The organism is Paraburkholderia sp. BL6665CI2N2 (assembly GCF_004366535.1).
Taxonomy (GTDB): domain Bacteria; phylum Pseudomonadota; class Gammaproteobacteria; order Burkholderiales; family Burkholderiaceae; genus Paraburkholderia.
In genome coordinates this window covers 3,519,558-3,546,434 of sequence record NZ_SORC01000001.1, presented here as the reverse complement: position 1 = coordinate 3,546,434, position 26,877 = coordinate 3,519,558, and the positions used below count along the sequence as shown (strand labels likewise).

Genomic DNA, 26,877 nt, shown 5'->3' with positions numbered 1-26,877 from the left:
ATATCGACGCAAAGAGCGGACGCGCCCGCACTACTGCAGTTTCCAGAGCATCGCCGATATCGTGCCTTCGTCCTGAAAGACCGCGAGCACGTCGCTGATGCCCGAAATAGGAACGTTGTTGACCGTCAGTACGAACGCGATCCGGTGGCCGCTTTTCGCGTCGATATAGCCGGCGAGGGATTGTCCTCTCAGGAACGGCAGCGATGGCGTGTTTGGGTTCTCCGTGACGTAAGTGCCGGTCTTCGCGTGCACCTGGCCTTTCGCACCTGCAAGCGTCGCATCGGATTCGAAGGCGGTGATGGTGGCCAGCGATCCGTCCACGCCCAGCACCGGCAACGCGTCGAAAAAGGGCGAAAAGACCTGCGTCGTGCTCATGCCTCTGAGCATGGCGATGACCGCCGTGCCGCTCGCAGTCGAGTCGCCGCCGCCACTGCCGTCGATGAAGTGGTACTGGCTCGACGGGATCTTGAACGTGTTCGAGAGTTGGACCTGTTCCGCCGCTAGCGCGCCGGTCAGCGTCGTCGAACCGTCGCGTGCGAGACCGAACAGCATGAGGCTGGTGTCGGCACCGATGTTATAGCTGACCTTCATGACGTATCTGACGTATTGCTCATACGGTTGCGAAGTGAGTTGCGCAACCTGCGTCGCGCTCGAATACGAGCCTTGCGCGGGCAGCAACTGAACCGGATTGGCGGCGACGGGCGTCGCCGAAACCGTGACACCCGCGCGCGCCAGCGCTTCGATGAACACGGTGCGAGCGTAATTGGAAGGCTGGGTCACTCGGAACGTGCGAATCAGCGGGTAGGCGTTCGTCAGTGGCGGCGTGAAACCCGCCGGCACGTTGCCGGTTATGTTGCCGATACAGCCCGGCGAGCCGATGCACAACGGCAGTTCCGGTGCGAGTTCAATGTCCAGTTGCGAGGCCGCGCTGCCCGTCGCTAGCGTGGATTGCACGCTGAACGCGGCTGTTTTGGGCCGCCAGTCGAACGGAACGGCCGAGCCTTCGGCGCCCTGGTTCAGGGTGACGTCGACCACGTCGTCGTTGACGAAGATCGGCCGCACGTTGAATTCACCGCGAAAGTCGAAGGGCTCGAAAAGCCGGTCGTCGATCACGACATCGCCATTGATCGTTTTGATGCCCGCCGCCGCCACTTGCGCCGCGAGGGAATTGAAGCCGGCAAGCGGATCGGGCGTGGCGAGTATGGCGTTGCCCAGCGAGTCGGCCTCGTTGTGATCGAAGTTCGTGATGGCGATCGTGCCGTCCGGGTTGGCTCGGCCGCCCATCGTCAGGTCGCCGCTTGCCAGCAGGATCAGATTGCCGGTGAGGGTGCCGCCCGCATCGAGCGTGCCCTGCCGGTAGACCGGCGTGACGAACTGGTGCCGCGCACCCAGTTGATTCAGTGCGGAGCCGACCGAAAAGAGCTTGCGCACTGAGCCGATCAACATCTGGGCGCTCGAATTCAGGTCGTAGATCACATGGCCCGAGTCGAGATCGACCACCTGCATCGACCAGGTCGCGTTCTTGTAGACCGGTTTTTGCATCACCTGCATGATCGAATCGGGAACCGTGGGACTCGAGCTGAGCGAATCGCCGCACGACACCAGCAGAGCGGCGCCCGCGATTGCGGTCCACCGCTTCCACTGTCGATCCATTGTCGGGCTCATGGCATGTCTCCGGCGTTGGCTGGACTTGACCGCACTTGACTGTTCGTTAAGCGGCTCGACTCGCAGCGTATTCGGCTTCGGCGCTTGCGAGCGGGGCGCGGCTATTCGATAAGCTCCAGGAGCAAAGCCGGCGGGTCGCCGGTTCGGGTATTAATGCGTCGCTGACCGCATTGCCCGATATTCGCGCCGCACGATATCCATCAGTTCTTCCACTGACGTGCTGGCTGCCTCGCGCTGATAAGTCACCCGTCCGCGTTGCATGAGCATCACACGGTCCGCGATGTCGAGCGTCTGCGCGTAGTTGTGCATGATCATGACGATAGACAGGCCGCCTTTCGCCTTGAGCCGAAGGATCAGGTCGATGATGAGTCCCGCCTCGCGGGCGCCCATCGCGGCCAGCGGTTCGTCGAGCAACAGGATCTTTGCGTTCGAATTGACTGCGCGTGCGACCGCGATAGCTTGCCGCTGGCCGCCCGAAAGCTGCTCGACCGGCAGATCGACCGAGGGCACGTGCACGCCGATTTCTTCAAGACACTCCGCGGCGCGCTCGCGCATGGCGCGATTGTCCAACAGCCGAAATGGCCCTCGGCGGATGATCTCCCGATTCAGGAACATGTTGTGATAGATGCTCAGAGAATTGGCGAGCGCCAGATCCTGATACACACATTCAATGCCGAGTGAACGGGCGTGATCGACCGAGCGCAGCAGCGTTTCCTCGCCGCCGACAAAAAGCTTGCCGCTCGTCTGCTGATGAAAGCCAGTCAGGATCTTGATCAGGGTCGATTTGCCCGCGCCGTTGTCGCCGAGTACGCCAAGAATCTCGCCCTGTTTCAGCGTGAGCGAAACGCCATCGAGCGCGGTGACCGCGCCGAAACGTTTGACGATGTCTTCGCCGCGCAGCGCCTCCAGCACTTCGGACATTACAGCTCCCCCTTGCGCGCGAGACGAACCACGTGGATGTTGAAGATCATGGCGCCGAGAATCGCCGCGCCGAGAATCATGTTGAAGGTGAAGGCGTTGATGCCGATCAGTGTGAAGCCGTCGTTGAGAATACCGAGCACCGCCGCGCCGATCAGTCCGCCGATGATCGTGCCCGATCCGCCGGCGAGGGGCGTGCCGCCGATCACGGCAGCGGCGACGGCGAGAAACATGATCTGGTTGCCGCCTGCCTGCGGATCGATCGACGTGATGCGGAAGCCCTCCAGGATTCCGGTCAGTCCGGCGAGCAGCGCCGCAAGAATGAAGTTGCCGAGCTTCAGGCGTCTGACCTGGATCCCCGCCTCGCTTGCGCCCAGCGGATTCGCGCCCGACGCGATCGTATGCAAACCCCAGCGCGTGTGGCGCAGCAGCACGTGCATGAAGGCCGCAATGGCGAGCGTCCAGATGATTTCGCTGTAGCCCCATTCGCCCATGAAGGCCGCGAACGCTGAATTTTCCGGTGGCGAAACCGGCGTGCCTCGCGAGATGGTCAGCGTGAGGCCGTTCACGAAGAACAAGGTGCCGAGCGTCGTCACGAACGATGGGATGCGCAGATACACCGTCACCGCGCCATTGATCAGCCCGACGATGGCCGCGGCCACCAGGCCGGTGAGCATCCCGAGCCACGGCGGCAAGCCCGCCTCGATGGCGAAATGCATGATGAAAGGCGCAAACGCGAAGACCATCCCGGCTGAGAGATCGATCTCTCCGCCGATCATCAACATGATTTCGCCAAAGGCAATGATCGCCACTGGCGCGATGAATTGCGAGAGATTCTGCAGACTCGCGCCGGTCAGCAGAAAGTCATGATTGACCGTCTCGAAGTAGATGCAGAGGATGAGCGCCACCGCGAAGATGCGGATCTCGCTGGAACGCCCGAGCGCGCCGGACCAGCGCCTCGGACGTTTGGCGGCTTGCTGGGCGTCCGTCACGGAAGACGTCACCCTTTGATCGCACCCGTGCGTGGCACGATCTGGGGCTTCGTGCTCTTGCCTTCATAGCGCGTCGATGTGGTCAGGTACGGATCGACCGTGCCCTTGGTGACGAACTTCAGGCCCGTGTTGACGTTGGCCGGCCCGACGAGCCCGCCGGAGGCGAGGAAGGTAAATGCCTCGACCACGGTATAGAAACCTTGCACGTACGGCTGCTGGTCGATGGTGAAGTCGAGGAAGCCGTCGTGAATCAGATCGACCGTGCGCGGCAGCAGATCGAAGCCGCCGCCGTGCACGCCCTTGGACGGCAGGTTGGATTCCTTCATGACTTCGGCGACGCCCTGGGTGCTTCCCGCGTCCACCGCGAACATGCCTTTGAGATCCTGGTGGCCGAGAAAGAAGGATTTGATCTTCGAGAGTTCTTCGTTGACGGTCGCGCCGGTGGCGATGGTCTGCACGTCGATCTTCTTGCCCGATTTCTTGATTGCAGCCGCCGCGCCATCGAGCCGGGGCTGAATGTTGAGTTGGCCGGGAGTGGCGATAAAGAGCGCGACGAGGCCGCTGTCGATAAGGCTCACGATCCGCTCGCCCATCTGATAGCCGGACAGATAAAGATCCTGGCCGATGTACGCAAGGCGCGGATTGGTGGAACCCGAAGGCGCGTCGGCGTTATAGGCGAACACGGGAATGCCGGCGTCGAGTGCGGCCTGGATGGGTTTGTCGAATGCCTTGGGGTCGACGATCGGTACTGCGATGGCATCGGCTTTCGCGGCAATCGCCGCGTTGACCGCATTCACCATTTCGCCGATGTCGGCGTTGGCCGAGCCGGTCCACTGATAGTCCATGCCGAGCAAGGCGGTCGCGTCCTGAATGCCGTATTGCGTGGGCACGAAGAACGGATTCGTCGTGACATGGTTGACGAACACGATCTTCCAACGTTTGTGTGCTGGAAACGAACCGCCTTCCGCCGCCTGGGCCGACGAGATCATTCCACCCATTCCACCCATTCCACCCATAAGCGCCAGTGCCGCGGTCAGGCCTGCGCCCTGCAGCAAACCACGACGCGTTCCCTGCACTTCGTCCTTGTCTTCCTTCGATTGCGCCATCTCAGTCTCCCGTCTCTCAGTTGTAGAACGTTTCACTGGTTGTAACGGCGCAAGCAGAAAAAACTCCGGCAAGACAGGCACCGGAGCTGGGCATCGCTCCTTTCGGAAAGCCCACGTGCACGCGCGTACGCATGACTACCCCACGAAAATGCTATATCACGCACTTTTGGCTACTAATCGATGTATACCCTTAACTGGTTTGAATATGAATGACTGGCGTGGAACGCGCGGCTTTTTTTGTGCACGATACACCGATTTAATAGTATTACTACCGAGTTGATGCCTGAAAGAAGACGGATGAGAAGAAGGGGAAGCGTTCGCTCCATACTGCACGACGGTTCAGGGTTGCTGCAGACCAATTATTGGGATTCGCGACGCGCATTGGGCCTTTTTTAAAGCGTTGCAGAACGCGTGGGATGCGGCGTACTGGAAGCGTGCGGCTTCGCGGTCGAATTCCCGATGTTTTGCGAAAGCGGGTCTCACTCGCGTCCCGCAACGGCGTTCCCGCTGATCCGCCTTGTCGATGACAAACACGTTTACTTCGTATGCGAACATTATATATTTCGCATGCGAACAAGTTTATGCGCTCAAATGTGCCCCGCGTGCCTATGGATCACTGGCAGCAACGAAACGGCTCATGCGGGACGCGGAGCGGCTGACAGCCCGGATGGATCGGGAAAGCGTCACATTCATGGAGCGGCTTGCCGTCGCGGAGGGGAAAGAAGCATTCCTCGCGTTTGCTCAGAAATGCCGGCCGGACTTCACGAAGATTCCACGCTGATGGAAGCGGCGAACACTGCCGGGAAACACGGCGGTATGCCGGTGCCGCCGTCCTCAGGTGTCGCCTTATGCCGTTTCCTCGTCGACATCGGGGAACTTGTCCTGCAAACTCGTCAGCCAGCGCCCAACCACGTCGATCTCGGCCTCCGTAAATCCTTCCGTCAGCCTGACATTCAGTTCAGCGAGGCCCGACTTCGACCGCTTGAGTGCGGTGCGTCCTGCCGCCGTTAGCCAAAGTCGCGACGCGCGCCCATCGAGTTCGTCCGAATGGCGTTCCAGGAGACCGGCCCGCTCCGCTCTGTCGACCAACCCGCTCATTCCCGGCGCCTTGAGATCGAGCGCCGCAGCCGCCTCGCTCGTGAGTGCACCGTCGTTTTTCCCGAGAAAGAAAAGCAGCCCCGCCTGCGCCGCAGTCACTCCACCTGCGGCTGTCCGAGTTTGCGACCACCGATGCAGGCGCTTTTGGCCCACATTGAGCAGATACACGAGCCGATGATCCATGTTTCAACCTCACCTGTTGCGCTCCGGCGGACGGCGCTTTTTTGCTGTAATTTAGTTCGTGTGCGAACTTTTATCCTAGCATAAGTCCTATCGGACGACGGGCGACAGTTAATCCTGTCGCCGAGCGCGTCAGCGGCCGCCGGCTGCTTCCGGCTGTTCTACGTTTTGTCGCGCGGCGCAGTTTCGCCGGTGATGGCAAGTACAACGAGCATCTGCCAAAATCTCGGGAAGAATATTAAGAATGGAGGCAGCTTGCGCACGGTCGAATACCGCTTTTCCACTACCTGGCGCATCGATGCGCCAGTGCAGGAAGTGTGGGCGGCAATCCAGGACTCGGCGCGCTGGCCCGAATGGTGGCATAACGTCGAGCGCGTGGACCAGCTGCAAGCGGGTTCGGATCAAGGCGTGGGCGTCGTTCAACGCTATACGTGGAAAGGCTGGTTGCCCTACCGCCTCGTGTTCGATATGCGGGTGACGCGCGTCGACCCATTGGTCGCGCTGGAAGGGGAGGCCAGTGGCGACGTCGAAGGCGCAGGCCGGTGGAGCTTTTCGACCGACGGGCGCAACCTGACCGTGGTTCGCTATGACTGGTGCGTGCATACGAAACGCGCGTGGATGAATGCGTTGGCGCCGTTGCTGCGACCGGTCTTTCAATGGAATCATGACGTGGTGATGCGCGAAGGCGGCGCGGCGCTAGCGCGGCGGCTTGACGCGCGGCTCCTTGAGATTGAGCAGGGGTAAAACTCGACGCGGGGCAGGGCAGGGTCCAATCAGTACAATTGCGAATCCACGAGTTGTACGATGCAGTTTGCCGTTCAGGAGCCGCTCGTGCAATCGCAGCCGCGGTTCTTCCAGCGTCACACGTTGCGAATGTGGCTGCGGCGGTGTTGGAGAAGAGAGTACGTAAGCTGCGGGCGTCGGGAATCGCTGCGGCCGTGACGAAAACCTGCAGTCGGACATGCTGGACCACGCTTATGGGCTCGTGCCGCTGTTCGGCCTGCGCTGCTGGCAGCAGGAATACGGGGCATCCCGGCAGCCTTAGCTGGCACTCGTTCTGCCCGGCATCTACACTTATTCCATGGCTCGGCTGATGATGCCGACGACTGCGTCGAACCGGCGACGCAGGTATTGCCGCGCCTCTCTACTGACAAGAATAATCGACAGCGATCCAGCGCGGACAGGAGACACCGACATGAACGGCTATCAGGTCACTTTCTTTACTCAACAGGATCGCCGCCATCGCGGCAAGCCGCTGGCTGACTGGCTCGTCCACCTTGCGGGCGAACTTGGCCTGCGCGGCGCGACCGTGATACCAGGCTGCGAAGGAATCGGCCACCATCACCGCATTCACTCTGCACATTTCTTCGAGCTGGCGGACCAGCCTTTGTCCGTCGTGATGGCGGTGACGAGCGACGAAGCCGACCGGTTATTCGACCGGCTGCGCGCCGATGGCGTGCATCTGTTCTACGTGAAGACACCCGTCGAGTTCGGCGTTATCGGGGATGACAACGGCAACGCTGCGAAGTCCTAGCCTACGATTTCGTGCGCACACTGCGTGAGGTTCGACGCGGCCAACTCGTCGCCAACCGACATGCGTTGGCGAGGCGCCGCGTTCAGTAAGCATCCATCCGCGCCGCAAAACCGCCGGCCTCCTTCGCTTTCGCTTCGGGCTCGCCGAGATAGGGACGGTCGGGGCGAATCCAGTGCGCGGCGATTGGCCCGAGCGCGAGAAAGAACATCGACAGCGCGAACACCGGTTGCCATGAATGCGTCGTATCGACCAGCCATCCGACGAGCGGCGGCGACACCGATGCCGCAATGCCAAGCCCCGCGTTCATGATGCTGCTCGAGGTCGCCGCGTGGTTGGGTGCGAGATCCATTGCGACGGCCCACAGCGGCGCGGTCACCAGTTCGGAGAGGAACAGCGCGGCGGCCAGCGAGAGCGCGGCAAGCGTCGACGACGTGTGCAGGAACATCGGCACGAAGAACACGATGGGTGCGAGAAACCCCACTGTAATCAGCGTTTGACGCGAGCGGCGAATGTTGCCGGTCTTCTTCAGCATCAGATCGCTGAGCGAGCCGCCGAGCGTGGTGCCGACTACGCCGCTCAGGAAAATCCCCGAACTGAAAATGGCTGAATGCCGGATATTCAGGTGATACGCCTGCGCAAAAAACGACGGCATCCAGTTGAGAAAGAACCACAGAATCCAGCCGTGACAGAAGCTCACTAGAGTAGCCGGCCAGAGCGCCCGCAAGAGCGGCGGCCAGCGCATCGGCACGCGTGCCGTGCCGAGTTTGGCGGGCAGGCGCGCGATGTCCTGGGGTGTGATGCCCGGATGATCAGCGGGATTGTCGCGGTAGTACCAGACCCACAGCACGACCCACGCGAGACTCGCCGCGCCGAGCACGATGAACGCGATGTGCCACGAAAATGCGCTGATCAGACTGGCGACGAGAATCGGCGTCGATGCGTTGCCCAGCCTGGCGCAGGCATGCGTGATGCCTTGCGAAAAGCCGCGCCGCTCGGGTTCCATCCACGCGGTCAACGCGCGGGCCGATGCCGGTACGATCGGGCTTTCACCCAACCCCACAACGAAGCGCGCGAGCAGCAGCGTACCCAGCCCGCCGGCGAGGCCGGTCAGGAGCGTGCCGAGACCCCACAGCACGCCGCACACGGCGAGCATCTTGCGGGCGCCGAGACGATCGCTGATAAAGCCGCCTGGAATCATCGCGAGCGCGTAGGTCAGCGCAAAAGCGGAAAACACGATGCCAAGCTGCGAGTTGCTCAGATGCAGATCGCGACGGATCGCGAGAGCCGCAGTGGAAATGTTGGTGCGGTCCACATACATCAGGAACGACATGATGCACAGGACAATCAGTACGCCTGTCGTCGCGGGAAAGCGCTTGCGGCGGCGGATCGATTCCATCGTGTCTCCTCCTTGCGACCACGCAACGGCACGTGCCGTTGCGTTTGGTGTCGCGGCGCCGCGGGGATCGCTCCACGTCGCCGTACGTCGAACCGCTCGCTATTGAGTTGGTGTAATGCGAGCTGGTGTAACGCGAACCTGAACGTAGTTACTCGAGTACTTCGCCGTGTACGCCGGCGGCGAGCGTCTTCTTTTCCCAGCGATCCATGGGCACGACTTCGGCCACCGGCCCGTTCGGCGAACGGAACTTGACTGGCAGATGACCCGGCGCCGTCATGATTTCACCGCCATTTTCCTTGATCTGCGCGATAAACGCCTCGAGGTCTTCCACTTCCATGCCGATGTGGTGAATGCACGGCGCCGGGCCGGCGAAATCGGCTTCGTCCGAATCCGATTGCTCATAGTGAATCAACGTCAGGTCCATATAGCCGTCGGTCAGGTGATGCGAAATGTGGTCGCCGTTCTTGCCCTTGCGACGCACCGTATTCACGTGCTTGTAGCCGAACACGTTCTCATAGAACGCGCGTTCCTTCTCGACATCTTCAACCTTGAATGCAATGTGCTTGATGAAATTCGGCATGGCTCATCTCCTTTGATGTAAGCGCGCGTGGTTGCGCGATGGAGATCAGTCTAGGACGACATCATGCCTTCGTCAATCGAATCATTCGAATGATTCGAATTAAAAGAGGGGTTGGGGTCGGCGCCGATTGTCTTCGATCCTCGCGGTTGTTAGGCGCGGCGCCCTGTCGTGGTGACGCATTTGGGTGTCGATCCTGTATCCTTCCGGAATTCGCCATGCGGGCCGCGAATCGGGCCGCGAATCGGACCGGAAGCGGCGCATGAAACGCGTGCGTTTCGCGGGCATCTCATCGCGGATCGAGCGGCGTTTTCCGATTCTTTTTTCTTCACTCTGACACTGACCTGAATGCCAGGACTTCGTACTCCGGGAGAGCAACCGCTCTATGAAATCGTCCGCGCCGGTATTCTCGAGCGCCTTCGTACCGGCCAATGGACAGCCGGCGACAAGATCCCGACGGAGCCGCAACTAGCCGAGGAATTCGGCGTCGGCATCGGTACGATCCGCCGCGCGGTCGAAGAACTGGTGGCCGAGCGTCTGCTGATTCGCCGGGCAGGGCGCGGCACGATCGTCGCGAAGTTCGCCGACGAACATGCGTTCGACCATTACTTCAGCTTCGTCGATACAGACGGCGAATTACTGAAAGTCACCGCGCGCCTGCTGCGTTTCGGCAAGGAGCGCGCGAGCGCGGAACTCGCCGCGACGCTCAAGCTCGCACGCGGCGCACGGCTTGCCACCGCCGACAATCTTCGGCTGCATGATGACGTGCCTGTCATGCTTGATCGTTTGTGGTTTCCGCTCGACGTGTTCCCGACGCTGGAAGCGGAGATGTTCAAGGCACGGCGCGGTTCCATTTACGGCTTTTACCAGGAGCATTTTGGAATCTCAGTCGTGCGCGTGGTGGAAGATCTGGGCGGCGCGGCCGCCGACGAAGAAGTGGCGCGCGCGCTGAATATCGAAGTCGGTGCGCCGGTGCTGCGCATCGAACGGACGGCCTTTACGTTCAAAGACCAGCCGGTCGAGTTTCGCGTGCGCTTCGTCGATTCGAGCCGCTGTTCTTACCGGAACGTGCGCGGCTTGCAGGATTGAGTCGCGAGCGGCCGCCACGGCGTCTGCCTCGCGCCTAAAAACGCTGCGCGTCATCAACGGCGACGCCCGCAAGGCAAGGGCGTCATCAAGCTCGATCCCGTGCGCCTGGCGGCAAGCACGGGACCGGCGCGGCATATCGCTTATTTGCCGAAGTACGGGGTGCAGAAGCTGGCCGGACCGATACAGGTCGATTGCATTGCCGTATGCGCCGGTCCGCCGGACGACGTGCCGTTCGCCGGCACACCGCCGTAGCTCTGCGTTTGCTGATGCGTGGATTGCGCGGCGACTTTTGCTTCGGCGGTCTGGATGTCGGCCGGATAGCTGGCGTCGTCGGAACGCGCCGGGTTATAGCCGGTCCGCTCCAACTGCACGAGATCGCTGCGGACCTCGGCGCGTGTCACCGGCCCGTTGGATTGCGCGAAGCTGAGCACCGGAGCGGACAGGGCGGCGGCAGCGAGGGCGATGCAAACGATAGCTTTCTTCATGATTCAGACTCCGAAATAAATACGAGGGTGGATTGAGGGAAATTCGTTGAATAGCAGCAGCTCATTCGACGCTACTGGTATTGCGCGGGTCTTTCTTCTCTGAGCGTCTGGAAACCATATTGCGCTTGCGCACCTGACGCGATCCCCACCGGTTCATTACGAAATTGACATGTTGGGCCTGCCCCCGCTTCAGGGATGGGGGCGCGCAACGCCGTCGGAGGCGCACGTCGCGACACTCTCGGTATTTTTCCGGAAGTCACGATTGAGGCGGATTGGAATATCAGTCATCTCATGCGTGAGACTCTGAATGAAGAACCGCCGCCCAAAGGCGTTGCATCATGCATTAATGCATGACAAGCGTGCACATTTGTAAGTTTTCAGACCCGTTTGCATGGGTCACTATTCGCTCCATCTGCTTTTCCTCTCACCGGTATTTGCAAGGAGCGTTGACCATGACAATGCAAGCCCTCGTTCTCTCTCAGTACAACGGACCGCTGGCACTCACCACCGTGGCTCGCCCTGAACCGTTGCCCGGCCAGGTGCGGGTGCGTATCGCCGCGGCCGGTCTCAATCCGCTCGACACGAAAATCCGCGCAGGCGGTGCCGCTCATGCAAAACATCCGCTGCCACTGGTGCTCGGCATCGACATGGCCGGCGTGGTCGAGGCGGTGGGTGCGGGCGTGACGCGCTTCAAAGCGGGCGACGAGCTCTACGGCATGACAGGCGGTGTCGGCGGCATTCAGGGTTCGCTCGCGCAATATGCCGTGGTGGACGCGGATCTGCTCGCGCTGAAGCCCGCCAATCTGTCGATGCGCGAAGCCGCCTCTTTGCCGCTCGTGTTCATCACCGCCTACATGGGGCTCGTGGATCGCGCGAAGCTTCAGGCCGGGCAGACCGTGCTCGTGCAAGGAGGCGCGGGCGGCGTGGGCCATGTTTCGGTGCAACTCGCGCGGGCGCTGGGAGCACGCGTGTTCGCGACGGCGAGCGCACGCGATCACGACGAACTCATGCGCCTCGGCGCCACGCCGATCGATTACGCCGCGCAGCACGTCGAGCAATATGTCGCGCAGCATACGGGCGGGGCGGGATTCGAGGTGGTCGCCGACACGGTGGGCGGCGCGACGCTCGATGCATCGTTCGCGGCGGTCAAGCATTTCGGCCATGTGGTCAGCGCGCTGGGCTGGGGCACGCATCTGCTCGCGCCGCTGTCGTTTCGCGAGGCGACGTATTCAGGCGTGTTCACTCTGCATGCGCTGCTGAGCGGCGAGAATCGGGCGCATCACGGCGATATGCTGCGCGAGGCGACGCGCCTTGCAGAAGCGGGTCAATTGACGCCGAGACTCGATCCGCGCCGCTTCGATCTTCGCTCGGCGGAACAAGGGTACGACGCAATCACCGATCGCAGCGCGCGGGGCAAGATCGTCGTCGATATCGAGTGACGCTGGCCGCGCGGGGCGGCAATCGTGAGTGAATTCAGCGGCGGCCAGACGTCAATTACGTGTTGGCGAGTTTGTCGACGACAACGTCGATCAACGCCCGCAACCGCCCCAGCCGCCGAAGGTCGCGATGGTAGCCGAGCCACACTTCGCGGCCCGGCGGCGTTTCGCCGAGGTCGATGCGCCGCAGTCCCGGCGTGTTGTCGCCAAGCGCGCACGGCAGCACCGCGAAGCCGCCGCGCTCGGCACACATGCGCGCCTGGACGCCGCGATTGTTGCTGGCGTACGCGACTCGCGCATTCGGCAGCATGCGGCGAATCCATGTCACGTCGGGCAGGGCCTCGAAGGCGCTGTCCATCGTAATGAGCGATTGGCCCGCGCCATCGCCGGCCTGCGGCGCCACCAGATCGGCGTGCCCGTACAGCGCGTAGTTCAGATCCATGACCTTTCGCTGGATCACGTCGGGTTCGTCGAACGGCGTGATGCGAAACACGAGATCCGCTTCACGGCGTGAAAGACTGTAGCGTCGCGAATCGGTGATCAACTCGATCGAGAGCTGCGGATGCCGCGAGAGAAACGCGGCGAACACAGGGGTGAGCACATGAATACCGAACCAGTCCGAGGACGACACGCGCAGCGACCCCGTCAACTGCTGCGTGGTCCCCGCGAGCGAACGTGTGAACGCGAGCGCTTCTTCCTCCATTCGCTCCGCGAAACTCAACACCGCGGTGCCTTCGTCGGTCAGTACGAAGCCGTCGGCGGTGCGCTGGAACAGCGCCTGGCCGACCGCGCTTTCGAGCGCACGCAGCCGGCGCCCCATGGTGGGCTGGGTTTGTCCCAGTTGGCGCGCGGCGGCGCCGAGTGTGCCGCAACGGGCGATCGCGAGAAACACGCGGACATCGCCCCAATCCATTGTCATTTCGTTCATAGCAGGATGTGCTCGTGCGACAGGCGGCCTTATCGTACCGAACTTCGCGGTTTGGCGTCCGGCCGAAGCCGAGGACCGCGTCCGCGGCCATCACTATGCTGAAATTCATGACTTATCAGACACCAATGTCCGCGATCGTGCGGACGCGTCTGGACAGTCTCAACGCTCTCAAGGCCTTTTCCGGCGCCGCGTAGTTGCGCAGTGTCACGGATGCCGGCCAGCAACTCGGCATGTCTTCAGCCGCGGTTGGTAAAGCGGTGGCACGGCTCGAGAAAATCGACGAATTGACCTTGGGCGTAGCCCGTCCGAACTGCTATCTTGAGTGAGTGTCGCCGGCACTGTCGGCGAGCGAGCGCCACGTATGCGCTAGAAATTCTGCTCAGAGGTGCATGATGGTCGAAGTTACCTGGCTTGTCGTGGCTGACGGAGGTCGCGCGCGCGTTTTCCAGACGCCTGGGCTTAAGCTCGACTTGCAGGAGGTCGAAGTTCTCGTCAACGACGAATACACCGGCACGGCGCTGACTGAGAAAGACCGCGAGAAATTTGCAAAGCGGGTTGCCACCTATCTGGAAGAAGGGCGACTCCGTCAACTCTACAATCGGCTACGGCTCGCCATGGAGGCGAAATTCCTCGGCATGGTGCGTTCGAATCTGAGCGAGGAAGCGCGTCGAATGATATTCGAGCAGATCAGCGAAGATCTGCTGGCGCTCAGTAAGCAGGAAATCGAGGCGCGTCTGCGTAAGTAGAGAGCGGCTGCGCAAGAGTTCACTGAGCCTGCAAGCGTGTGCAGGGCCGGCTTTGCGGTGTTCAGGTTTGTCGCGTTCAGGAACTGATGTCCGGCCCGTGCGATTTTTCTTCGGCATCGCGGAACCAGTCCTCCGCGCGAGACCGGGCGCTGACCCAGGAGTGTGGTTGCGGCGTCTCGAACTCACGATCGATGAACCGGCGGCCCCATTCGACCGCGTCTCTGATCGCTTCTTCTTCGGTCAGCCATTCGGGCTGAACGGTCATCGGGCGAATATCGACCACTTTACCCGCGCTATTTTTCAGGCTCACGCTCGCGATCCAGGCGCCGAACTTATTGGTCTCGGGGCGCACGACCATCTCGAACTCGCCATAGAAAACAGTGGATGCTGGCATCGTTTTCTCCTTAGCCTGCGTGTCGCTGCTAGCGCCATCATGCCGTAATCCCGGTAGCATGACCATGGTGGTCGCAAGCAGGCGCGCACGAAACCTCGCACTCGTATGAAGAAATCGTACGTTTAGCTCACTTCTGCCAAGGAGTCGCTATGGCACAAGAATTTTCATATCGACGGTTTCAGTTCTCCGCGACGATCTCGCCTCTGCAAACAAATCGGGGGACCGTTACGGTCGATCTCACGACCTCGGCACGCAGCGTTTCCTGCACGTGGAAAGATGGGTGGAAAGAAACGATCCTGCTTTTCTTCAGGTCGTGATCGACGAATGCAAGGTTACCGTCGACCATTACGCGGACAACGTCGACGAAAGTTGACGGCGCCGTCCCAACGTTCAGCGGGCCAATCATACAGAGGGAGAACACCATGTCGAACCAACAGAGCGGCTTGAGTGACGAGTTCATCGCGCAGCAGCGTAAGCGCCTGGAGGCGCTGCGCCGGGAATTGCTGGGCGGCGAAGCAGAGACGATCGCAGACGATCGAACGGCTCGGGAGGAGCACGGCGACGAGGCTGAGGAGTATGAGGACGCGGCGCAGGGAATGGCGCAGAATGAAATCAATCAGTCGCTGCACGACGTGAACGACCAGCGCATTGCGGATATTGGGCGGGCGCTGCAGAAAATCGACGACGGCACTTACGGCCTCTCCGACGAAAGTGGCCAGCCGATCCCGAAAGAGCGGCTCGAGGTCATGCCAGAAGCGATTCTCACCGTGGCGGAGCAGAGCCGCCGCGAGGCCCGCAAGTAGTGACGACCACGCGCATTAGAGCGCGTCGTCTCGCCGCACGATAGCGTCGGCATGTCGGCCCATGCGCCCCATCGGAAAAACCAATGTCCCCTTACTCACAATCCACTCATAGAATTCAAGGGCGGTTTATTTAGGTTCGTTATGCCAATCATGCGGCGATCAGACGCGTAGTGAGAGAGCGCAAGCGCATGCCGGTTGACGCAAGCCGCTCGTGCGTCGCTATCTGTTCGAAAGCGACGCCCATTTTGAACGCTGAACAGCGAAACATCGGCCTCGCGCACAACCATAACGAAAGGCCGGCGACAGGTTCCGAGCGTTCTCCCCTCACTTGAACGCGTCCTACAACCTCTAACAACATCGGATGCCTTACCTCAGAAAGGTGATTTTACGATGCCCGCCCTTTGCGAAATCTGTAACGCCCGTCCCGCCGTCGCCCGTGTGACCGTTGTGCAGAACGGCGAGCGGAAAACTTTATCGATTTGCGATTACGACTACCGGCAATTAATGCGGCACCAGAGCATGGCGAACCCGTTCGACTCGCTATTGGGAGGCGGTGGTCTGTCACGCTTCTTCGGCGGGATGGGCGGCGCGCACGAGGAAGACGACGATAACGAGAGTCTCTCCGCTGAGGTGCCGCGCGAATCGGTCGACGCAACCGACGCCTTCAGCGAACAGACGCTCGAGTTGTTGCAGCGTGCGGCAGAGAAAGCGCACGAACTCCAGCGAAGCGAGCTTGACACCGAACATCTGCTGTATGTACTGGCGGACAACGATGTCGGCACTGCGCTGCTCAAGGAACTCAAGCTCTCGCCGCAGGACATCAAGGCTTATATCGATCAGCACGCGCAGAAGGGCACCGCGAATCCCGATGCGCCGCTCGAGAAAATGACCATTTCGCCGCGCCTGAAGAAAGTGTTCCAGTACGGGTTCCAGGCATCGCGCGATCTGGGTCATTCGTATGTCGGCCCGGAACATCTGCTGATCGGGCTTGCGGCGGTGCCGGACAGTATCGCGGGCACGCTGCTGAAGAAGTATGGTGTGACGCCGGAAGGGCTGCGGCAGAAAGTGGTGAAGTTGGTCGGCAAAGGCGCCGAGGACGGCCGCGTCGATGCACCGACCGGCACGCCCACACTCGACAAGTTCGGGCGTGACCTCACGGCGCTCGCGCGCCAGGGCAAGCTCGACCCGGTGCTGGGCCGCGCGCAGGAAATCGAAAGCACGATCGAGGTGCTCGCGCGGCGCAGGAAGAACAATCCGGTGTTGATCGGCGAGCCCGGCGTCGGCAAGACCGCCATTGTCGAAGGCTTGGCGCAGCGCATCGTGAACGACGAAGTTCCCGAAAATCTGCGCGGCAAGCGGCTCGTCGAGGTCAATATCAATTCGATGGTGGCGGGTGCGAAGTATCGCGGCGAGTTCGAGGAACGCGCAAAAACGCTGATCGACGAAGTGACGGCAAAGAAGGACGAGCTGGTTCTGTTCATCGATGAGTTGCACATGATCGTGGGCGCCGGCCAGGGCGGCGGCGAGGGCGGTCTCGACATCGCGAACGTGCTCAAACCGGCGCTGGCTCGCGGCGAACTCAGTCTGATCGGCGCGACGACGCTCAACGAATACCAGAAGTACATTGAAAAAGACGCCGCGCTGGAGAGGCGCTTTCAGCCGGTGCTGGTGCCCGAGCCGACCGTCGAGCAGACCATCGTCATCCTGCGCGGCCTGCGCGACAAGCTCGAGGCGCATCATCAGGTGACCTTCGCGGACGATGCGTTTGTCGCGGCCGCTGAAATGTCGGACCGTTACATCACGTCGCGCTTTCTGCCCGACAAAGCCATCGACCTGATCGACCAGGCCGCCGCGCGCGTACGGATCGGTGCGACTTCGCGTCCGGCGGACATCCAGGAACTCGAAGCCGAGATGTCTCAACTCAAGCGCGAGCAGGATTACGCGTCCTCGCGCAAGCGCTATGACGAGGCGAAGAAGTTCGAGGAACGTATCGGCGAAAAGCAGACGACACTCGACGAGCAGATGGAGGCATGGCAGCGCAAGACCGGTTCGGAAACGCTTGAAGTCACCGTGGCGGCCATCGCCGAAGTGGTGTCGCGTCAAACCGGCATTCCGGTCACGGAACTGACACAGGAAGAGCGCCAGAAGCTGCTGGACATGGAAAACAAATTGCGTGAGCGCGTGGTCGGCCAGGACGACGCGGTGCTTGCCGTGAGCGACGCCGTGCGCCTGTCGCGTGCCGGACTCGGCCAGGCAAACCGGCCTATCGCGACCTTCCTGTTTCTCGGACCGACCGGCGTCGGCAAGACCGAACTCGCGAAGGCGCTGGCCGAAACGGTGTTCGGCGATGAACAGTCGGTCATTCGTATCGACATGTCCGAGTATATGGAGCGTCACGCCGTGGCACGCCTGATCGGCGCGCCGCCGGGGTATGTCGGCTACGACGAGGGCGGCCAGTTGACCGAGCGGGTCCGGCGGCGGCCGTATAGCGTGATTCTGCTCGACGAGATCGAGAAGGCCCACGCAGACGTGAGCAACGTATTGCTCCAGGTGTTCGACGACGGCCGTCTGACCGACGGCAAGGGCCGCGTGGTGGACTTCAGCAACACGATCATCATCGCGACCAGCAATCTCGGCGCGCACATCATCATGGATAACCTCGAAAAGCCCGAGGCGGATCAGTTGCCGGAGAAGAAGCTTCGCGAGGAGTTGATGGATGTGCTCAAGGGCCACTTCCGTCCGGAGTTCCTGAACCGCATCGACGAGGTGATCGTCTTTCACGGCCTTTCTCGCGAGAATATCCGCTCGATCGTGCGGATCCAGCTCGAGCGGGTCACGCGCACCGCGGCGGCCCAGGACATCACACTCAAGATCGACGAGTCGATTGTCGACCATCTGGCCGAGGCCGGCTACCGGCCGGAGTTCGGCGCCCGCGAGCTGAAGCGCCAGATTCGCCAGGAACTGGAAACGCGGCTTGCCAAGGAGATTCTCGGCGGCAAACTGAAATCGGGCGACAATGTCGAGGTCAGCTATGACAAGGACAGCGGCGAAGTGAAGTTCGTTCGCGGCGAGGCGACGACGCCCAAGGCGAAACGCGCTAATAGCCGGACAAAGAAGAAGTCGTCCGACGAAGTCGGCAGCACGGAGTCCACGGAGGGCGCCAGTTCCTGACGGCGTGGTGTGAGCAACGGGCAAGGACACGCAGCGAGCGTGTCGGCGGTGTGGCGCGTATTATCCGGAAGCGGACCTGATGATGCCTCCCGAACTCTTCTACCAGGAAAGAGACGGGAGGCGCGCGGTTCGCCGGCTGAGTGATGTCTCTCAGCTTCGCGAGGCGTTCATCTTTGCGCAAGTGCCGGTACAACCTGGAGCCGCCGTTCAATCATGGAAATCTTCGATGCCTTCCACCTCGCCAGGCTTCAGTTCGCATTCACGGTTTCGTTTCACATCATTTTCCCCGCAATCAGCATAGGCATGGCCAGCTTCCTCGCCGTGCTAGAAGGGCGCTGGTTGCTGACCGGCGACGCGGTCTACAAGGACATGTTTCTGTTCTGGTCGAAGATCTTTGCGGTCGGCTTCGGCATGGGCGTGGTCTCGGGCGTGGTGATGGCCTACGAGTTCGGCACCAACTGGAGTGGCTTTTCCACCATTGCCGGCAACATCACAGGACCGCTCCTGACTTATGAAGTGTTGACGGCGTTCTTTCTCGAGGCGGGTTTTCTGGGTGTCATGCTATTCGGCTGGCAGCGTGTGAGTCCGCGCGCGCACTTCTTCGCCACGCTGATGGTGGCGCTCGGCACGTTGATGTCCACCTTCTGGATTCTCGCGTCGAATAGCTTTATGCAAACGCCGCAGGGATTCGCCATGATGAACGGCCGGATCGTACCGGTCGACTGGCTGAAGGTGATTTTCAACCCGTCGTTCCCGTACCGGCTCGCGCATATGACCATCGCCGCGTTCATTGTGGCGGGCTTTATCGTCGCTGCGTGTGGGGCGTGGCACCTGTTGCATGGCCGGCGCGACGGACCCGTCAAACGCAGCTTTTCGATGGCGTTGTGGATTCTGCTTTTGCTCACACCGGTGCAGATTTTTGTCGGCGATGCGCACGGCCTCAATACGCGCCAATATCAGCCCGCCAAAATCGCCGCAATTGAAGGCCTGTGGGAAACCGAGAAAGGCGGCACGGCGCTTAATCTGGTCGGTTTTCCCGACATGGATGCGGAAGTGACGCGCTATGCGCTGCAAATCCCGCATTTGGGCAGTCTCATTCTGACCCATAGCTGGGACGGAGAAATCCGCGGGCTCAAGACCTTTCCCGCCAGAGACCGCCCGTATTCGCCAATCATCTTCTGGACCTTCCGGATCATGGCGGGCCTCGGCATGCTGATGCTGTTGGCCGCCTTGCTCGGGTTGCTGCTCAGGGTGCGAGGCCGCCTCTACGAGACGCGCTGGTATCAGATTTTCGTGCTGTGCATGGGGCCGTCGGGGATCGTCGCGCTGTTGGCCGGGTGGGTAACGACGGAGGTCGGCCGCCAACCCTGGACGGTCTATGGTGTTCTGCGAACCGAAGACTCACTCTCGCCGATCAGTGCCCAGCAAGCGGGCGTGTCATTGCTGATCTTCGTGCTGGTGTACTTCCTGGTATTCGGTATGGGGGTCTACTACATGCTCAAGATGATGAAGCGCGGACCGGAAGAACAGGTCGACGCCCGCCGGTCCGTTAAACATCCGGTGTTGCGCAATCGTCCGCTGGACGCACTGGAACGGGAGTGAGGCCATGCAAATCGATCTTCCGGTCGTGTGGGCTGCGATCATCGGCCTCGGCGTTTTCATCTATGTGATGCTGGACGGCTTCGATCTCGGCATCGGCCTGCTGTTTCCGTTTTTCGAGGAGAAAGGCGATCGGCAAGTCATGCTCAACACCATCGCGCCGGTTTGGGACGGCAACGAAACGTTCCTCGTGCTCGGCGGCGCGGGGCTATACGGGGCGTTCCCGGTCGTCTATTCGACGCTGCTCCCGGCAAACTATCTGCCGCTGATCCTGATGGTCGTGGGGCTGATCTTTCGCGGCGCGGCCTTTGAATTGCGCGCGAAGGCCACGCGGACCCAGCATGCGTGGGATCTCGCCTTTATCGCCGGCTCGGCTCTCGCGGGCCTTTGCCAGGGCGTCGTGCTGGGGTCGCTGCTGCAAGGCATCAAGATCGTCGATGACCAATTCGCCGGCGACCCGTTCGACTGGCTGTCGCCGTTCAGCCTGTTCTGCGGCATCGGCGTGCTCTTCACCTATGCGACGCTCGGCTGCGGCTGGCTAATCCTCAAGACAGAAGGCGAACTGCAGCGCAAGATGCGCGAGGTGATGCGGCCGCTGCTGGCCGTGCTGCTGGGGATCATCTTCGTGGTGAGTCTGTGGACCGTGATCGGATTGCCGGCGGTCGAGCATCGCTGGTTCGGGAGCGGCTATCTCGGCTGGTTCATGCCGGTGCCGATTCTCGTTCTGGCCTGCGTGTGGGGCATTTTTCGATCGCTTCGCTTGCAGCATGAAGCGATGCCGTTCCTGCTCACGCTTGCGCTGTGCTTTCTCGGATACAGCGGCTTGCTGATCAGCATCTGGCCGAACATCGTGCCGCCTTCGCTGACGATCTGGGAAGCCTCGTCGAGTCATTCGAGCCAGCTCTTCACGCTGGTCGGCACGGTGATCGTGCTGCCGGTCATCCTCGTCTACAACGCCATGCAGTACCGCGTGTTCCGCGGCAAGGTGCGGGAAGGGGATGCCGGCTACCACTGACACCGGCGCCGCCGGTCGCGGATGAAACGGCCGTTGCGTGCCTGAGCCCGCAACGGCCCGCGCTTATTCAGCGAGCGTGAGCGACACGGAGGCTTCGCTCGTCAACATCAGGAATGTCAGCGTTTCGCGCAGATAGAGGCGCACGACCGATTCGGTGTGGCTGAGATAGCCAATCGACAGGTCTTCACCGAGGTGCAACTCGAAGTCCCCGCCTCGCGTGGAGAGCACGCTTCCGCCGCTCAGCGCGGGCGCCCAGACGATGTCGCCGTTCACGATCCGCTTGATGTGCTCGATCACCGGATAGCCCTGGTCGCGTGCCTCGCTGAGCGCCGTGTAGGCGTCGGCGCCGAGCAGCACGGAATAAGGCCCGTCCACGCCGGCGAGCCGCAACGCCTCCAGTGCATTGCCGATCGCGTGCGGATAATCGCCGATGTCGGCGGACAGCGCGAGCGGCGCGTTCGACGAGCCTTCGCGAATCCCGCCGATTCCCGCTGCCTCGTATCCGTCGAAGATCGCGCGATCTTCCGCATAGGCGAGTTCTTTCGCTGCGTCTTTCGCGGGTTGCCAGTCGGCGTCGTTCGCGCCGCGCAGCACGCTGTCGATCGCCTCGCGCTGCAACTCGAACGGCACGGTGAACTCGACCACGCGTTTGACCTCCGCGAGCCTGGCCACGACGCCTTGTTGAGGCGCGGCAATCGCGGTCTGATGCCCCGTGCCGACACCGGACAACTCGGTTCCACCCGGACCCTTGACGTCGACCACGCGACGGCCGGCTACGCTGCGTTTGAAGGTGCGCGCCACTTCGTTTTCAATCTGCGACCAGGCGGCACTGGAAATGGGGGCGAGCTCGCGATGCAGGTTATTCATGTTGGGAGATTCCCTTGAGAGAGCCAATATTTAGCGAGCCGTCGTGGCGTGGCGCGGCGGGCGAAGAGGGTTCGGGCTGTGTTTCGATGGCGGCCGTGACGCTCGGCGGATCGCGGTCCGCGAGTTCTTCGAGCAAGGTGGCCGACGGCACGAAGAACAGGCCACCCGTGACGGCGCGGCTATAGTCGAGCAGCCGGTCGTAGTTGCCCGGCGGCCGCCCGATGAACATGTTCTCCAGCATCTGCTCGATCGGCGCGGGCGATCGTGCGTAGCCGATAAAGTAGGTGCCGAATTCCGCCGCGCCCAGGCGGCCGAATGGCATGTTGTCGCGCAAGATCTTCACTTCCTTGCCGTTCTCGGTGATCGTGGTCAGCGAGCTGTGCGATGACGACGGTTTGACCGCTGCGTCGAGTTCGACGTCGGACAATTTCTTGCGGCCGATGATGCGTTCCTGAGTCTCGACGGAAAGCGCATTCCATCCGTCCATGTCGTGCAGGTACTTTTGCACGAGGACATAGCTGCCGCCTTCGAAGCCGGGGTCTTCGGTGATCAGCGTGTATTCATCGGCGGCGCGGCCTGTCGGGTTCTCGGTGCCGTCGACGAAACCCACCATGTCGCGCATATCGAAGTAGCGAAATCCGTGGACTTCATCGACCACGGCGACCGCGTCGCCGAGCGCGCCCAGCAACTGCGTGGCGAGTTCGAAACAGAGATCCATATGATCGGCGCGGATGTGCAGCAGTAAATCGCCCGGTGTCCCCAACGCGCGACGCTCGCCCTCGCCGATGTCGCGGAACGGATGCAGGAGGGCGGGCCGCGGCGCGCCGAACAACCTGTCCCACGCGTCGGAGCCGAACGAGCAGACGCACGACAGATTGCCGGCCGGCACACGCTTGCCGACCGCGCGCACGAGGGCGGCAATGTCGCCGCACCATTCGCGCACCTTGGCCTCCTGATCACGGTTGTTCGCGATTGTCGCGACAATGAAGATCGCGCTGCGGGAGACGTCATTACAAATTGCTTGCGGTTCCGGGATTTCGTTGGGCATCGGCTTGATTGTTGTTAGACCGTTACGGGTTCCTACAGCAGTAGAACCCACGTCGTTCCGCCTGCGCGTTTCATGCCGGAGGCGGGCGCGAGTTTCGTTTGAATGATTGAAGCAGGTTAGCTATTGCGGTCACCGCGACGCCGCACGCATGCATGCCGCTTTGGCTTGTCGCAGGAAGGGCGCAACATGCGTGACATGGTTGACGTCCATCACGCTCACAGATGTTATACCGGGCAGATAATTTGTGGGTGCTGGGTGCCGGCTTCGGGACGCGCTATGGCGCGGCGGATTGAAAAAAACGACTGCATTCATTCGCATTGCAAATGGAGGGCGGGCTGACGTTGAATGCCGTGAAGCCACCCGGAATGATTCGGTCTACCATGACGACTTGCACCCTCAGGAGCAGCAGATCATGACCTCAGGTACCGATGAAGCGGTGGCGCGAGAAGCGGTTGAAGGGTTCTATCGAGCGTTCGAGCAGAAAAGCGTCGAGTTATTGGCGAAGGTTGTCACCCCTGACTGGCAGTACATTCCGGAGCCTCGCGGCGCCGCCCCCGGGCCCGGTCAAATGGTTGAGGTGTTCCATGACATAGCGACCGCGCTGCCGGACTTGAAAGTCGAAATTCTCGATTTGCTGGTGCATGGCAACCGGATAGGGGTTCGCGCGGAGATCAGCGGCACGCAAACGGGCAAGCTGCTCGGCATCGACGCGAGTTCGAAGCATGTGAAATTCGCGATTCATTCTTTCCATCAGATGCGCGGAAATCTGATCGAGAAAACCTGGCACCTCGAGGATTGGCTATCGCTATTTCGACAGCTTGGCCAGTTGCCAAAAATGCTCGACCGCCATTGAAGCGGAAGCAATGCCTCAATGCTGATAATGCATGGCCGCGGCGATCAGAAGCCGGAACGGCAGCGCGAGCAGCACTGCGCCGGCAACGCCGAGCAGCCACAGTCCAATGAACCATAAGAGGCGTGTGCTGAAGGTCGTCTTGCGATCAGAGCTTGTCTGTGACACGCTGTCCCCCGTCATCGGCTCGTCTATTCACGTGGCAATCATAGCCTGTTGCGCGCGGCAGGATTGCGACAGGTGCTGGTGTGCGATGTCGAATCGGAGCCCGGAAACAAAGAACCGGATCGAGACTCATGAACGAGAAGCGAAATGCGGCGCCCGATAGCACCGCTGCGCGTGTCGCCTTGTGGCGCGCGCTGCATGTCGAGGCGGACCCGCCGCCGCATGTGCTGGAAGACACAGTCGGCCTCAAGTTGCTGGCTCCAGGCGGCGACTGGCGCGGACGCGGAGACATGGACCCGCAGTTCACGCGTCCGTTTCGCGCTTCGATCGTGGCTCGGGCGCGCTTCATCGAAGACCTGGTCGCGGAACAGGCCGGGCGCGGGCTGAGTCAGTACGTGATCCTCGGCGCGGGGCTCGACAGCTTCGCGCAGCGCAGGCCGGAGATCGCGTCCCGCCTCAAGGTGTTCGAGATCGACCCGCCAGGTCCTCAGGCATGGAAGCGCCAGCGCCTGAACGAACTCGGCTACGGCGTGCCGGATTGGCTGCGCTTCGTGCCGGTCGATTTCGAAGCGGGCCGGAACTGGCGGGACGAGTTGACGGCTGCCGGCTTCGATGACAGCAAGCCGGCGCTCGTGGTCTCCACGGGCGTCAGTATGTATCTCACCCTGGAAGCGAACATGGCCACGCTGCGCGAGGTCGCGGCGCTCGCGCCGGGATCGACGCTTGCCATGACCTTCCTGCTCCCGCTGCATCTGGCGGACCCTGAGGTGCGTCCGGGGCTCGAGATGGCGGAGAAGGGCGCGCGAGCAAGCGGGACACCTTTTATCAGCTTCTTCACTCCACCGGAGATGCTGGCGCTGGCCCATGAAGCCGGCTTTGGCGAAGCGATACACGTCCCGGCGGCCGATCTGACGCAGCGCTACTTCTCCGGCAGGACCGACGGTCTGCGGCCGCCGAACAATGCGGAGGATCTGCTCGTGGCGAGCACCTGGCCGCCGTGAGCGCATTGCCCCTCTTCAGATCGAATACCACATGTGATTGACGCGCGTGTGACCAGATGCTCATTGCCGCCCCAAAACATGCATAGGGAAAATATCTATTCTGTCAAAGCGGGCCCTCGCGTACTTTCAAATTCTGCTGAATCCCAAATATCGAGCACCAACGCGGCGGAACCGCTTCCTGTCCTTCAATAGGATCGGCGGATCGACGCGAGTGGTGTCGTGACATTCATATTCGAGCGCGCGGGACATCGTTAAAGCCTGGCGCGACTGTGGTTCTTGACCCACGCACTCTCAGGGAAACGATGACCACCGGACCTCGTAAAAGCGGTTTTCCAGCGCTTGGCGCCCTCACTTGGGGCTCCCATCTGTGTCACTTCTACGAATCGCGGAGCGAATTGCTCAGCGTCACCGCGGACTTCCTGCATGCCGGACTCGCCAATCGCGAAGCGGCCGTGTGGATCGCGCCCGCGCTGCTGGGACCCGACAAAGCCCGCTATATGCTCACGCGAACCGCGCCCGCACTCGCTGAATATATCGATGCAGGCCAATTGCAGATTCTCGACGGCGCGCAGATTTACGCCTCGCCTAAAACGGGCTTCAACGGCGGCGCCACCGTGGGCTTGTGGTCCAAGGCGATCAACGACGCACTGGGGCGAGGCTTCGAAGGATTGCGAGTGGCCGGCGACGCCGTCTGCAACGAAAGCACCGACTGGGTTGCGCTGCTCGACTATGAAGCCTCGCTGAAGGAGAGGCTTGCTGCGCTGCCGATCATCGGCTTGTGCACGTACTGCGTGCAGAAGCTGCGCACTGCGCAGGCGCGGGACATCGAGCGTCTGCACGATGCGAAGATCGAGCGGCCGCGCGTCGAGACTTGCGGGCATGCGCGCGCGCAGGCTGGTGGGCAGAGCGTGCAACGTGCGGAGCACGTCGTCACCGTTGCCGGGCGCAGTGATGAATCGGAACAGGCTTCGAGCGCCGCAACGATAGGCCACGAAATCCGCAATGCCATCACCCCGCTCGGACTGCTCGCGCGTTTGTTGAACACCCAGTACGGCCATGACGAACAGTTGACGCGATACGCGCTTCTACTCTCACGGCAGGCCAGCGTGCTCGGTCAACTGGCCCAGCAATTGATGGCGCCGGACGATGCCGGCTCTGTTGACCCGGCGCTGGGCGCGCTGGCATGTGCGTCGCGCGAGAGAGCGGTGGTGAGTCGCGCGGCGGTCGATGTCGGCGATCTGCTCGCGCATTGTGTGCTGGTAGCCGAAGCGGGCGCGCCAGATCACGCGCCGATTCAGGTGATGGCCGGCGACGCACCGTTGCGGGTGCAAGGGGACTTCGGCGAGCTGACCCAGGTGTTCGTCAATCTGCTGATCAACGCGCTCAAATATTCGGCGGCTGCGGATGCGATCAAGGTGACAGCGTCCCGCGCCGGGCGTTACTGCTATATCAGCGTGAGCGACGAAGGGGCCGGCATCGCGCCGGGCGAGCTTGCGACCATCTTCAAGCCCTACGCGCGCGGGCTTGCGGGCCGCGCCTTGGGCACCCGGGGGCATGGACTCGGATTGGCGGTGGTGCGCGATATCGTCGCGAGCCATGGCGGCACCGTCGAAGCGTTTTCCGGGGGACTGGGCCGCGGCTCGGAATTCGTGGTGCGTCTGCCGCTGGCAAAGCTAGTCACGCCAATCACGACGATCGCGCCCGAAGCGCACGAATGCGAAGCGGTTTGCGCCGCACCAGTCACGCAAGGTATTGCCGTATAGCGAACGCGATGGCTTAACGCGTCGTTAGGCCATGCATGTGCGGTTGCGGCC

Annotated in this window: 25 protein-coding genes; 12 read left to right on the top strand and 13 right to left on the bottom strand. The window is 61.7% G+C overall.

Going from position 1 to position 26,877, the window contains the following annotated elements:
- Nucleotides 1-30: 30 nt before the first annotated feature.
- The 5 genes from B0G81_RS15805 to B0G81_RS15780 all read right to left on the bottom strand — a co-directional run bounded on the left by B0G81_RS15805 (nucleotide 31) and on the right by B0G81_RS15780 (nucleotide 5,962).
- A complete protein-coding gene (locus tag B0G81_RS15805) occupies nucleotides 31-1,665 on the bottom strand; it encodes a D-alanyl-D-alanine carboxypeptidase (protein ID WP_134137261.1) in 1,635 nt (544 codons plus the stop codon).
- Nucleotides 1,666-1,815: 150 nt separating this feature from the next.
- Nucleotides 1,816-2,586 (bottom strand): ATP-binding cassette domain-containing protein, encoded by a 771-nt coding sequence (locus B0G81_RS15800; protein WP_106283167.1) that lies wholly within the window; start codon nucleotides 2,584-2,586, stop codon nucleotides 1,816-1,818.
- Complete coding sequence (locus B0G81_RS15795; protein WP_241974875.1) at nucleotides 2,586-3,575, bottom strand: ABC transporter permease; 990 nt, start codon at nucleotides 3,573-3,575, stop codon at nucleotides 2,586-2,588. The genes B0G81_RS15800 and B0G81_RS15795 overlap by 1 nt, the downstream gene beginning before the upstream one ends.
- 8 nt (nucleotides 3,576-3,583) lie before the next feature.
- On the bottom strand, nucleotides 3,584-4,681 hold the full coding sequence (locus B0G81_RS15790) for a sugar ABC transporter substrate-binding protein (RefSeq protein WP_134137259.1): 1,098 nt from the start codon (nucleotides 4,679-4,681) through the stop codon (nucleotides 3,584-3,586).
- An 846-nt stretch (nucleotides 4,682-5,527) separates the two neighbouring features.
- On the bottom strand, nucleotides 5,528-5,962 hold the full coding sequence (locus B0G81_RS15780; protein WP_134137257.1) for a MarR family winged helix-turn-helix transcriptional regulator: 435 nt from the start codon (nucleotides 5,960-5,962) through the stop codon (nucleotides 5,528-5,530).
- Between the two features lie 252 nt (nucleotides 5,963-6,214).
- Here B0G81_RS15780 and B0G81_RS15775 point away from each other — a divergent pair, with 252 nt between their 5' ends.
- Both B0G81_RS15775 and B0G81_RS15770 read left to right on the top strand, forming a co-directional pair.
- A complete protein-coding gene (locus B0G81_RS15775; RefSeq protein WP_116122152.1) occupies nucleotides 6,215-6,703 on the top strand; it encodes an SRPBCC family protein in 489 nt (162 codons plus the stop codon).
- 451 nt (nucleotides 6,704-7,154) lie between these two features.
- Nucleotides 7,155-7,493 carry a DUF190 domain-containing protein gene (locus B0G81_RS15770; protein ID WP_134137255.1) on the top strand — a complete coding sequence of 113 codons (339 nt, stop codon included), beginning with the start codon at nucleotides 7,155-7,157 and terminating at the stop codon, nucleotides 7,491-7,493.
- 82 nt (nucleotides 7,494-7,575) lie between these two features.
- Here B0G81_RS15770 and B0G81_RS15765 read toward each other — a convergent pair whose 3' ends face one another.
- Both B0G81_RS15765 and B0G81_RS15760 read right to left on the bottom strand, forming a co-directional pair.
- A complete protein-coding gene (locus B0G81_RS15765) occupies nucleotides 7,576-8,889 on the bottom strand; it encodes an MFS transporter (protein ID WP_134137250.1) in 1,314 nt (437 codons plus the stop codon).
- Between the two features lie 148 nt (nucleotides 8,890-9,037).
- Nucleotides 9,038-9,469 (bottom strand): VOC family protein, encoded by a 432-nt coding sequence (locus B0G81_RS15760; RefSeq protein WP_134137244.1) that lies wholly within the window; start codon nucleotides 9,467-9,469, stop codon nucleotides 9,038-9,040.
- A gap of 345 nt (nucleotides 9,470-9,814) precedes the next feature.
- On the opposite strand from B0G81_RS15760, the gene B0G81_RS15755 reads away from it, so the two are divergent.
- A complete protein-coding gene (locus B0G81_RS15755; protein ID WP_116122148.1) occupies nucleotides 9,815-10,555 on the top strand; it encodes a GntR family transcriptional regulator in 741 nt (246 codons plus the stop codon).
- A gap of 140 nt (nucleotides 10,556-10,695) precedes the next feature.
- Here the strand turns inward: B0G81_RS15755 and B0G81_RS15750 are convergent, their stop codons facing one another.
- Nucleotides 10,696-11,040 (bottom strand): DUF4148 domain-containing protein, encoded by a 345-nt coding sequence (locus B0G81_RS15750; RefSeq protein ID WP_134137239.1) that lies wholly within the window; start codon nucleotides 11,038-11,040, stop codon nucleotides 10,696-10,698.
- A gap of 452 nt (nucleotides 11,041-11,492) precedes the next feature.
- On the opposite strand from B0G81_RS15750, the gene B0G81_RS15745 reads away from it, so the two are divergent.
- A complete protein-coding gene (locus B0G81_RS15745) occupies nucleotides 11,493-12,479 on the top strand; it encodes a zinc-dependent alcohol dehydrogenase family protein (RefSeq protein ID WP_134137235.1) in 987 nt (328 codons plus the stop codon).
- Nucleotides 12,480-12,534: 55 nt separating this feature from the next.
- Here the strand turns inward: B0G81_RS15745 and B0G81_RS15740 are convergent, their stop codons facing one another.
- The gene (locus tag B0G81_RS15740; protein ID WP_134137229.1) at nucleotides 12,535-13,404 is read right to left on the bottom strand and encodes a LysR family transcriptional regulator; all 870 of its coding nucleotides are present in this window, start codon (nucleotides 13,402-13,404) and stop codon (nucleotides 12,535-12,537) included.
- A 389-nt stretch (nucleotides 13,405-13,793) separates the two neighbouring features.
- Here B0G81_RS15740 and B0G81_RS15735 point away from each other — a divergent pair, with 389 nt between their 5' ends.
- The gene (locus B0G81_RS15735; RefSeq protein ID WP_243856474.1) at nucleotides 13,794-14,150 is read left to right on the top strand and encodes a host attachment protein; all 357 of its coding nucleotides are present in this window, start codon (nucleotides 13,794-13,796) and stop codon (nucleotides 14,148-14,150) included.
- Nucleotides 14,151-14,226: 76 nt separating this feature from the next.
- On the opposite strand, the gene B0G81_RS15730 is transcribed toward B0G81_RS15735, so the two are convergent.
- Entirely contained in the window at nucleotides 14,227-14,610 is a 384-nt protein-coding gene (locus B0G81_RS15730; protein WP_243856472.1) for a DUF6566 family protein, read from the bottom strand.
- A 356-nt stretch (nucleotides 14,611-14,966) separates the two neighbouring features.
- Between B0G81_RS15730 and B0G81_RS15720 the strand changes: the two genes are divergently transcribed.
- The 4 genes from B0G81_RS15720 to cydB all read left to right on the top strand — a co-directional run bounded on the left by B0G81_RS15720 (nucleotide 14,967) and on the right by cydB (nucleotide 21,132).
- Nucleotides 14,967-15,347: a TraR/DksA C4-type zinc finger protein gene (locus B0G81_RS15720; protein ID WP_116122142.1), complete on the top strand. Its 381-nt coding sequence runs from the start codon at nucleotides 14,967-14,969 to the stop codon at nucleotides 15,345-15,347.
- Nucleotides 15,348-15,737: 390 nt separating this feature from the next.
- Entirely contained in the window at nucleotides 15,738-18,518 is a 2,781-nt protein-coding gene (locus tag B0G81_RS15715) for an ATP-dependent Clp protease ATP-binding subunit (RefSeq protein ID WP_134137224.1), read from the top strand.
- 213 nt (nucleotides 18,519-18,731) lie between these two features.
- Nucleotides 18,732-20,120, top strand: coding sequence for a cytochrome ubiquinol oxidase subunit I (locus B0G81_RS15710; protein WP_134137221.1), 1,389 nt, complete (start codon nucleotides 18,732-18,734; stop codon nucleotides 20,118-20,120).
- Nucleotides 20,121-20,124: 4 nt separating this feature from the next.
- Entirely contained in the window at nucleotides 20,125-21,132 is a 1,008-nt protein-coding gene (cydB, locus tag B0G81_RS15705) for a cytochrome d ubiquinol oxidase subunit II (protein WP_134137217.1), read from the top strand.
- 63 nt (nucleotides 21,133-21,195) lie between these two features.
- On the opposite strand, the gene B0G81_RS15700 is transcribed toward cydB, so the two are convergent.
- Together B0G81_RS15700 and B0G81_RS15695 are read right to left on the bottom strand one after the other, a co-directional pair.
- Nucleotides 21,196-21,999, bottom strand: coding sequence for a family 1 encapsulin nanocompartment shell protein (locus tag B0G81_RS15700; RefSeq protein ID WP_106283185.1), 804 nt, complete (start codon nucleotides 21,997-21,999; stop codon nucleotides 21,196-21,198).
- Entirely contained in the window at nucleotides 21,992-23,047 is a 1,056-nt protein-coding gene (locus tag B0G81_RS15695) for a Dyp-type peroxidase (RefSeq protein ID WP_134137213.1), read from the bottom strand. Before B0G81_RS15695 ends, B0G81_RS15700 begins: the two co-directional genes overlap by 8 nt.
- Nucleotides 23,048-23,336: 289 nt before the next feature.
- On the opposite strand from B0G81_RS15695, the gene B0G81_RS15690 reads away from it, so the two are divergent.
- The gene (locus tag B0G81_RS15690; protein ID WP_243856470.1) at nucleotides 23,337-23,900 is read left to right on the top strand and encodes an ester cyclase; all 564 of its coding nucleotides are present in this window, start codon (nucleotides 23,337-23,339) and stop codon (nucleotides 23,898-23,900) included.
- Between the two features lie 15 nt (nucleotides 23,901-23,915).
- Here the strand turns inward: B0G81_RS15690 and B0G81_RS43665 are convergent, their stop codons facing one another.
- The gene (locus tag B0G81_RS43665; RefSeq protein ID WP_166678903.1) at nucleotides 23,916-24,065 is read right to left on the bottom strand and encodes a hypothetical protein; all 150 of its coding nucleotides are present in this window, start codon (nucleotides 24,063-24,065) and stop codon (nucleotides 23,916-23,918) included.
- Between the two features lie 128 nt (nucleotides 24,066-24,193).
- Between B0G81_RS43665 and B0G81_RS15685 the strand changes: the two genes are divergently transcribed.
- Both B0G81_RS15685 and B0G81_RS15680 read left to right on the top strand, forming a co-directional pair.
- Nucleotides 24,194-25,063 carry a class I SAM-dependent methyltransferase gene (locus tag B0G81_RS15685; RefSeq protein ID WP_134137209.1) on the top strand — a complete coding sequence of 290 codons (870 nt, stop codon included), beginning with the start codon at nucleotides 24,194-24,196 and terminating at the stop codon, nucleotides 25,061-25,063.
- A 302-nt stretch (nucleotides 25,064-25,365) separates the two neighbouring features.
- Nucleotides 25,366-26,826 (top strand): MEDS domain-containing protein, encoded by a 1,461-nt coding sequence (locus B0G81_RS15680; RefSeq protein ID WP_134137207.1) that lies wholly within the window; start codon nucleotides 25,366-25,368, stop codon nucleotides 26,824-26,826.
- The last annotated feature ends 51 nt before the right edge of the window (nucleotides 26,827-26,877 follow it).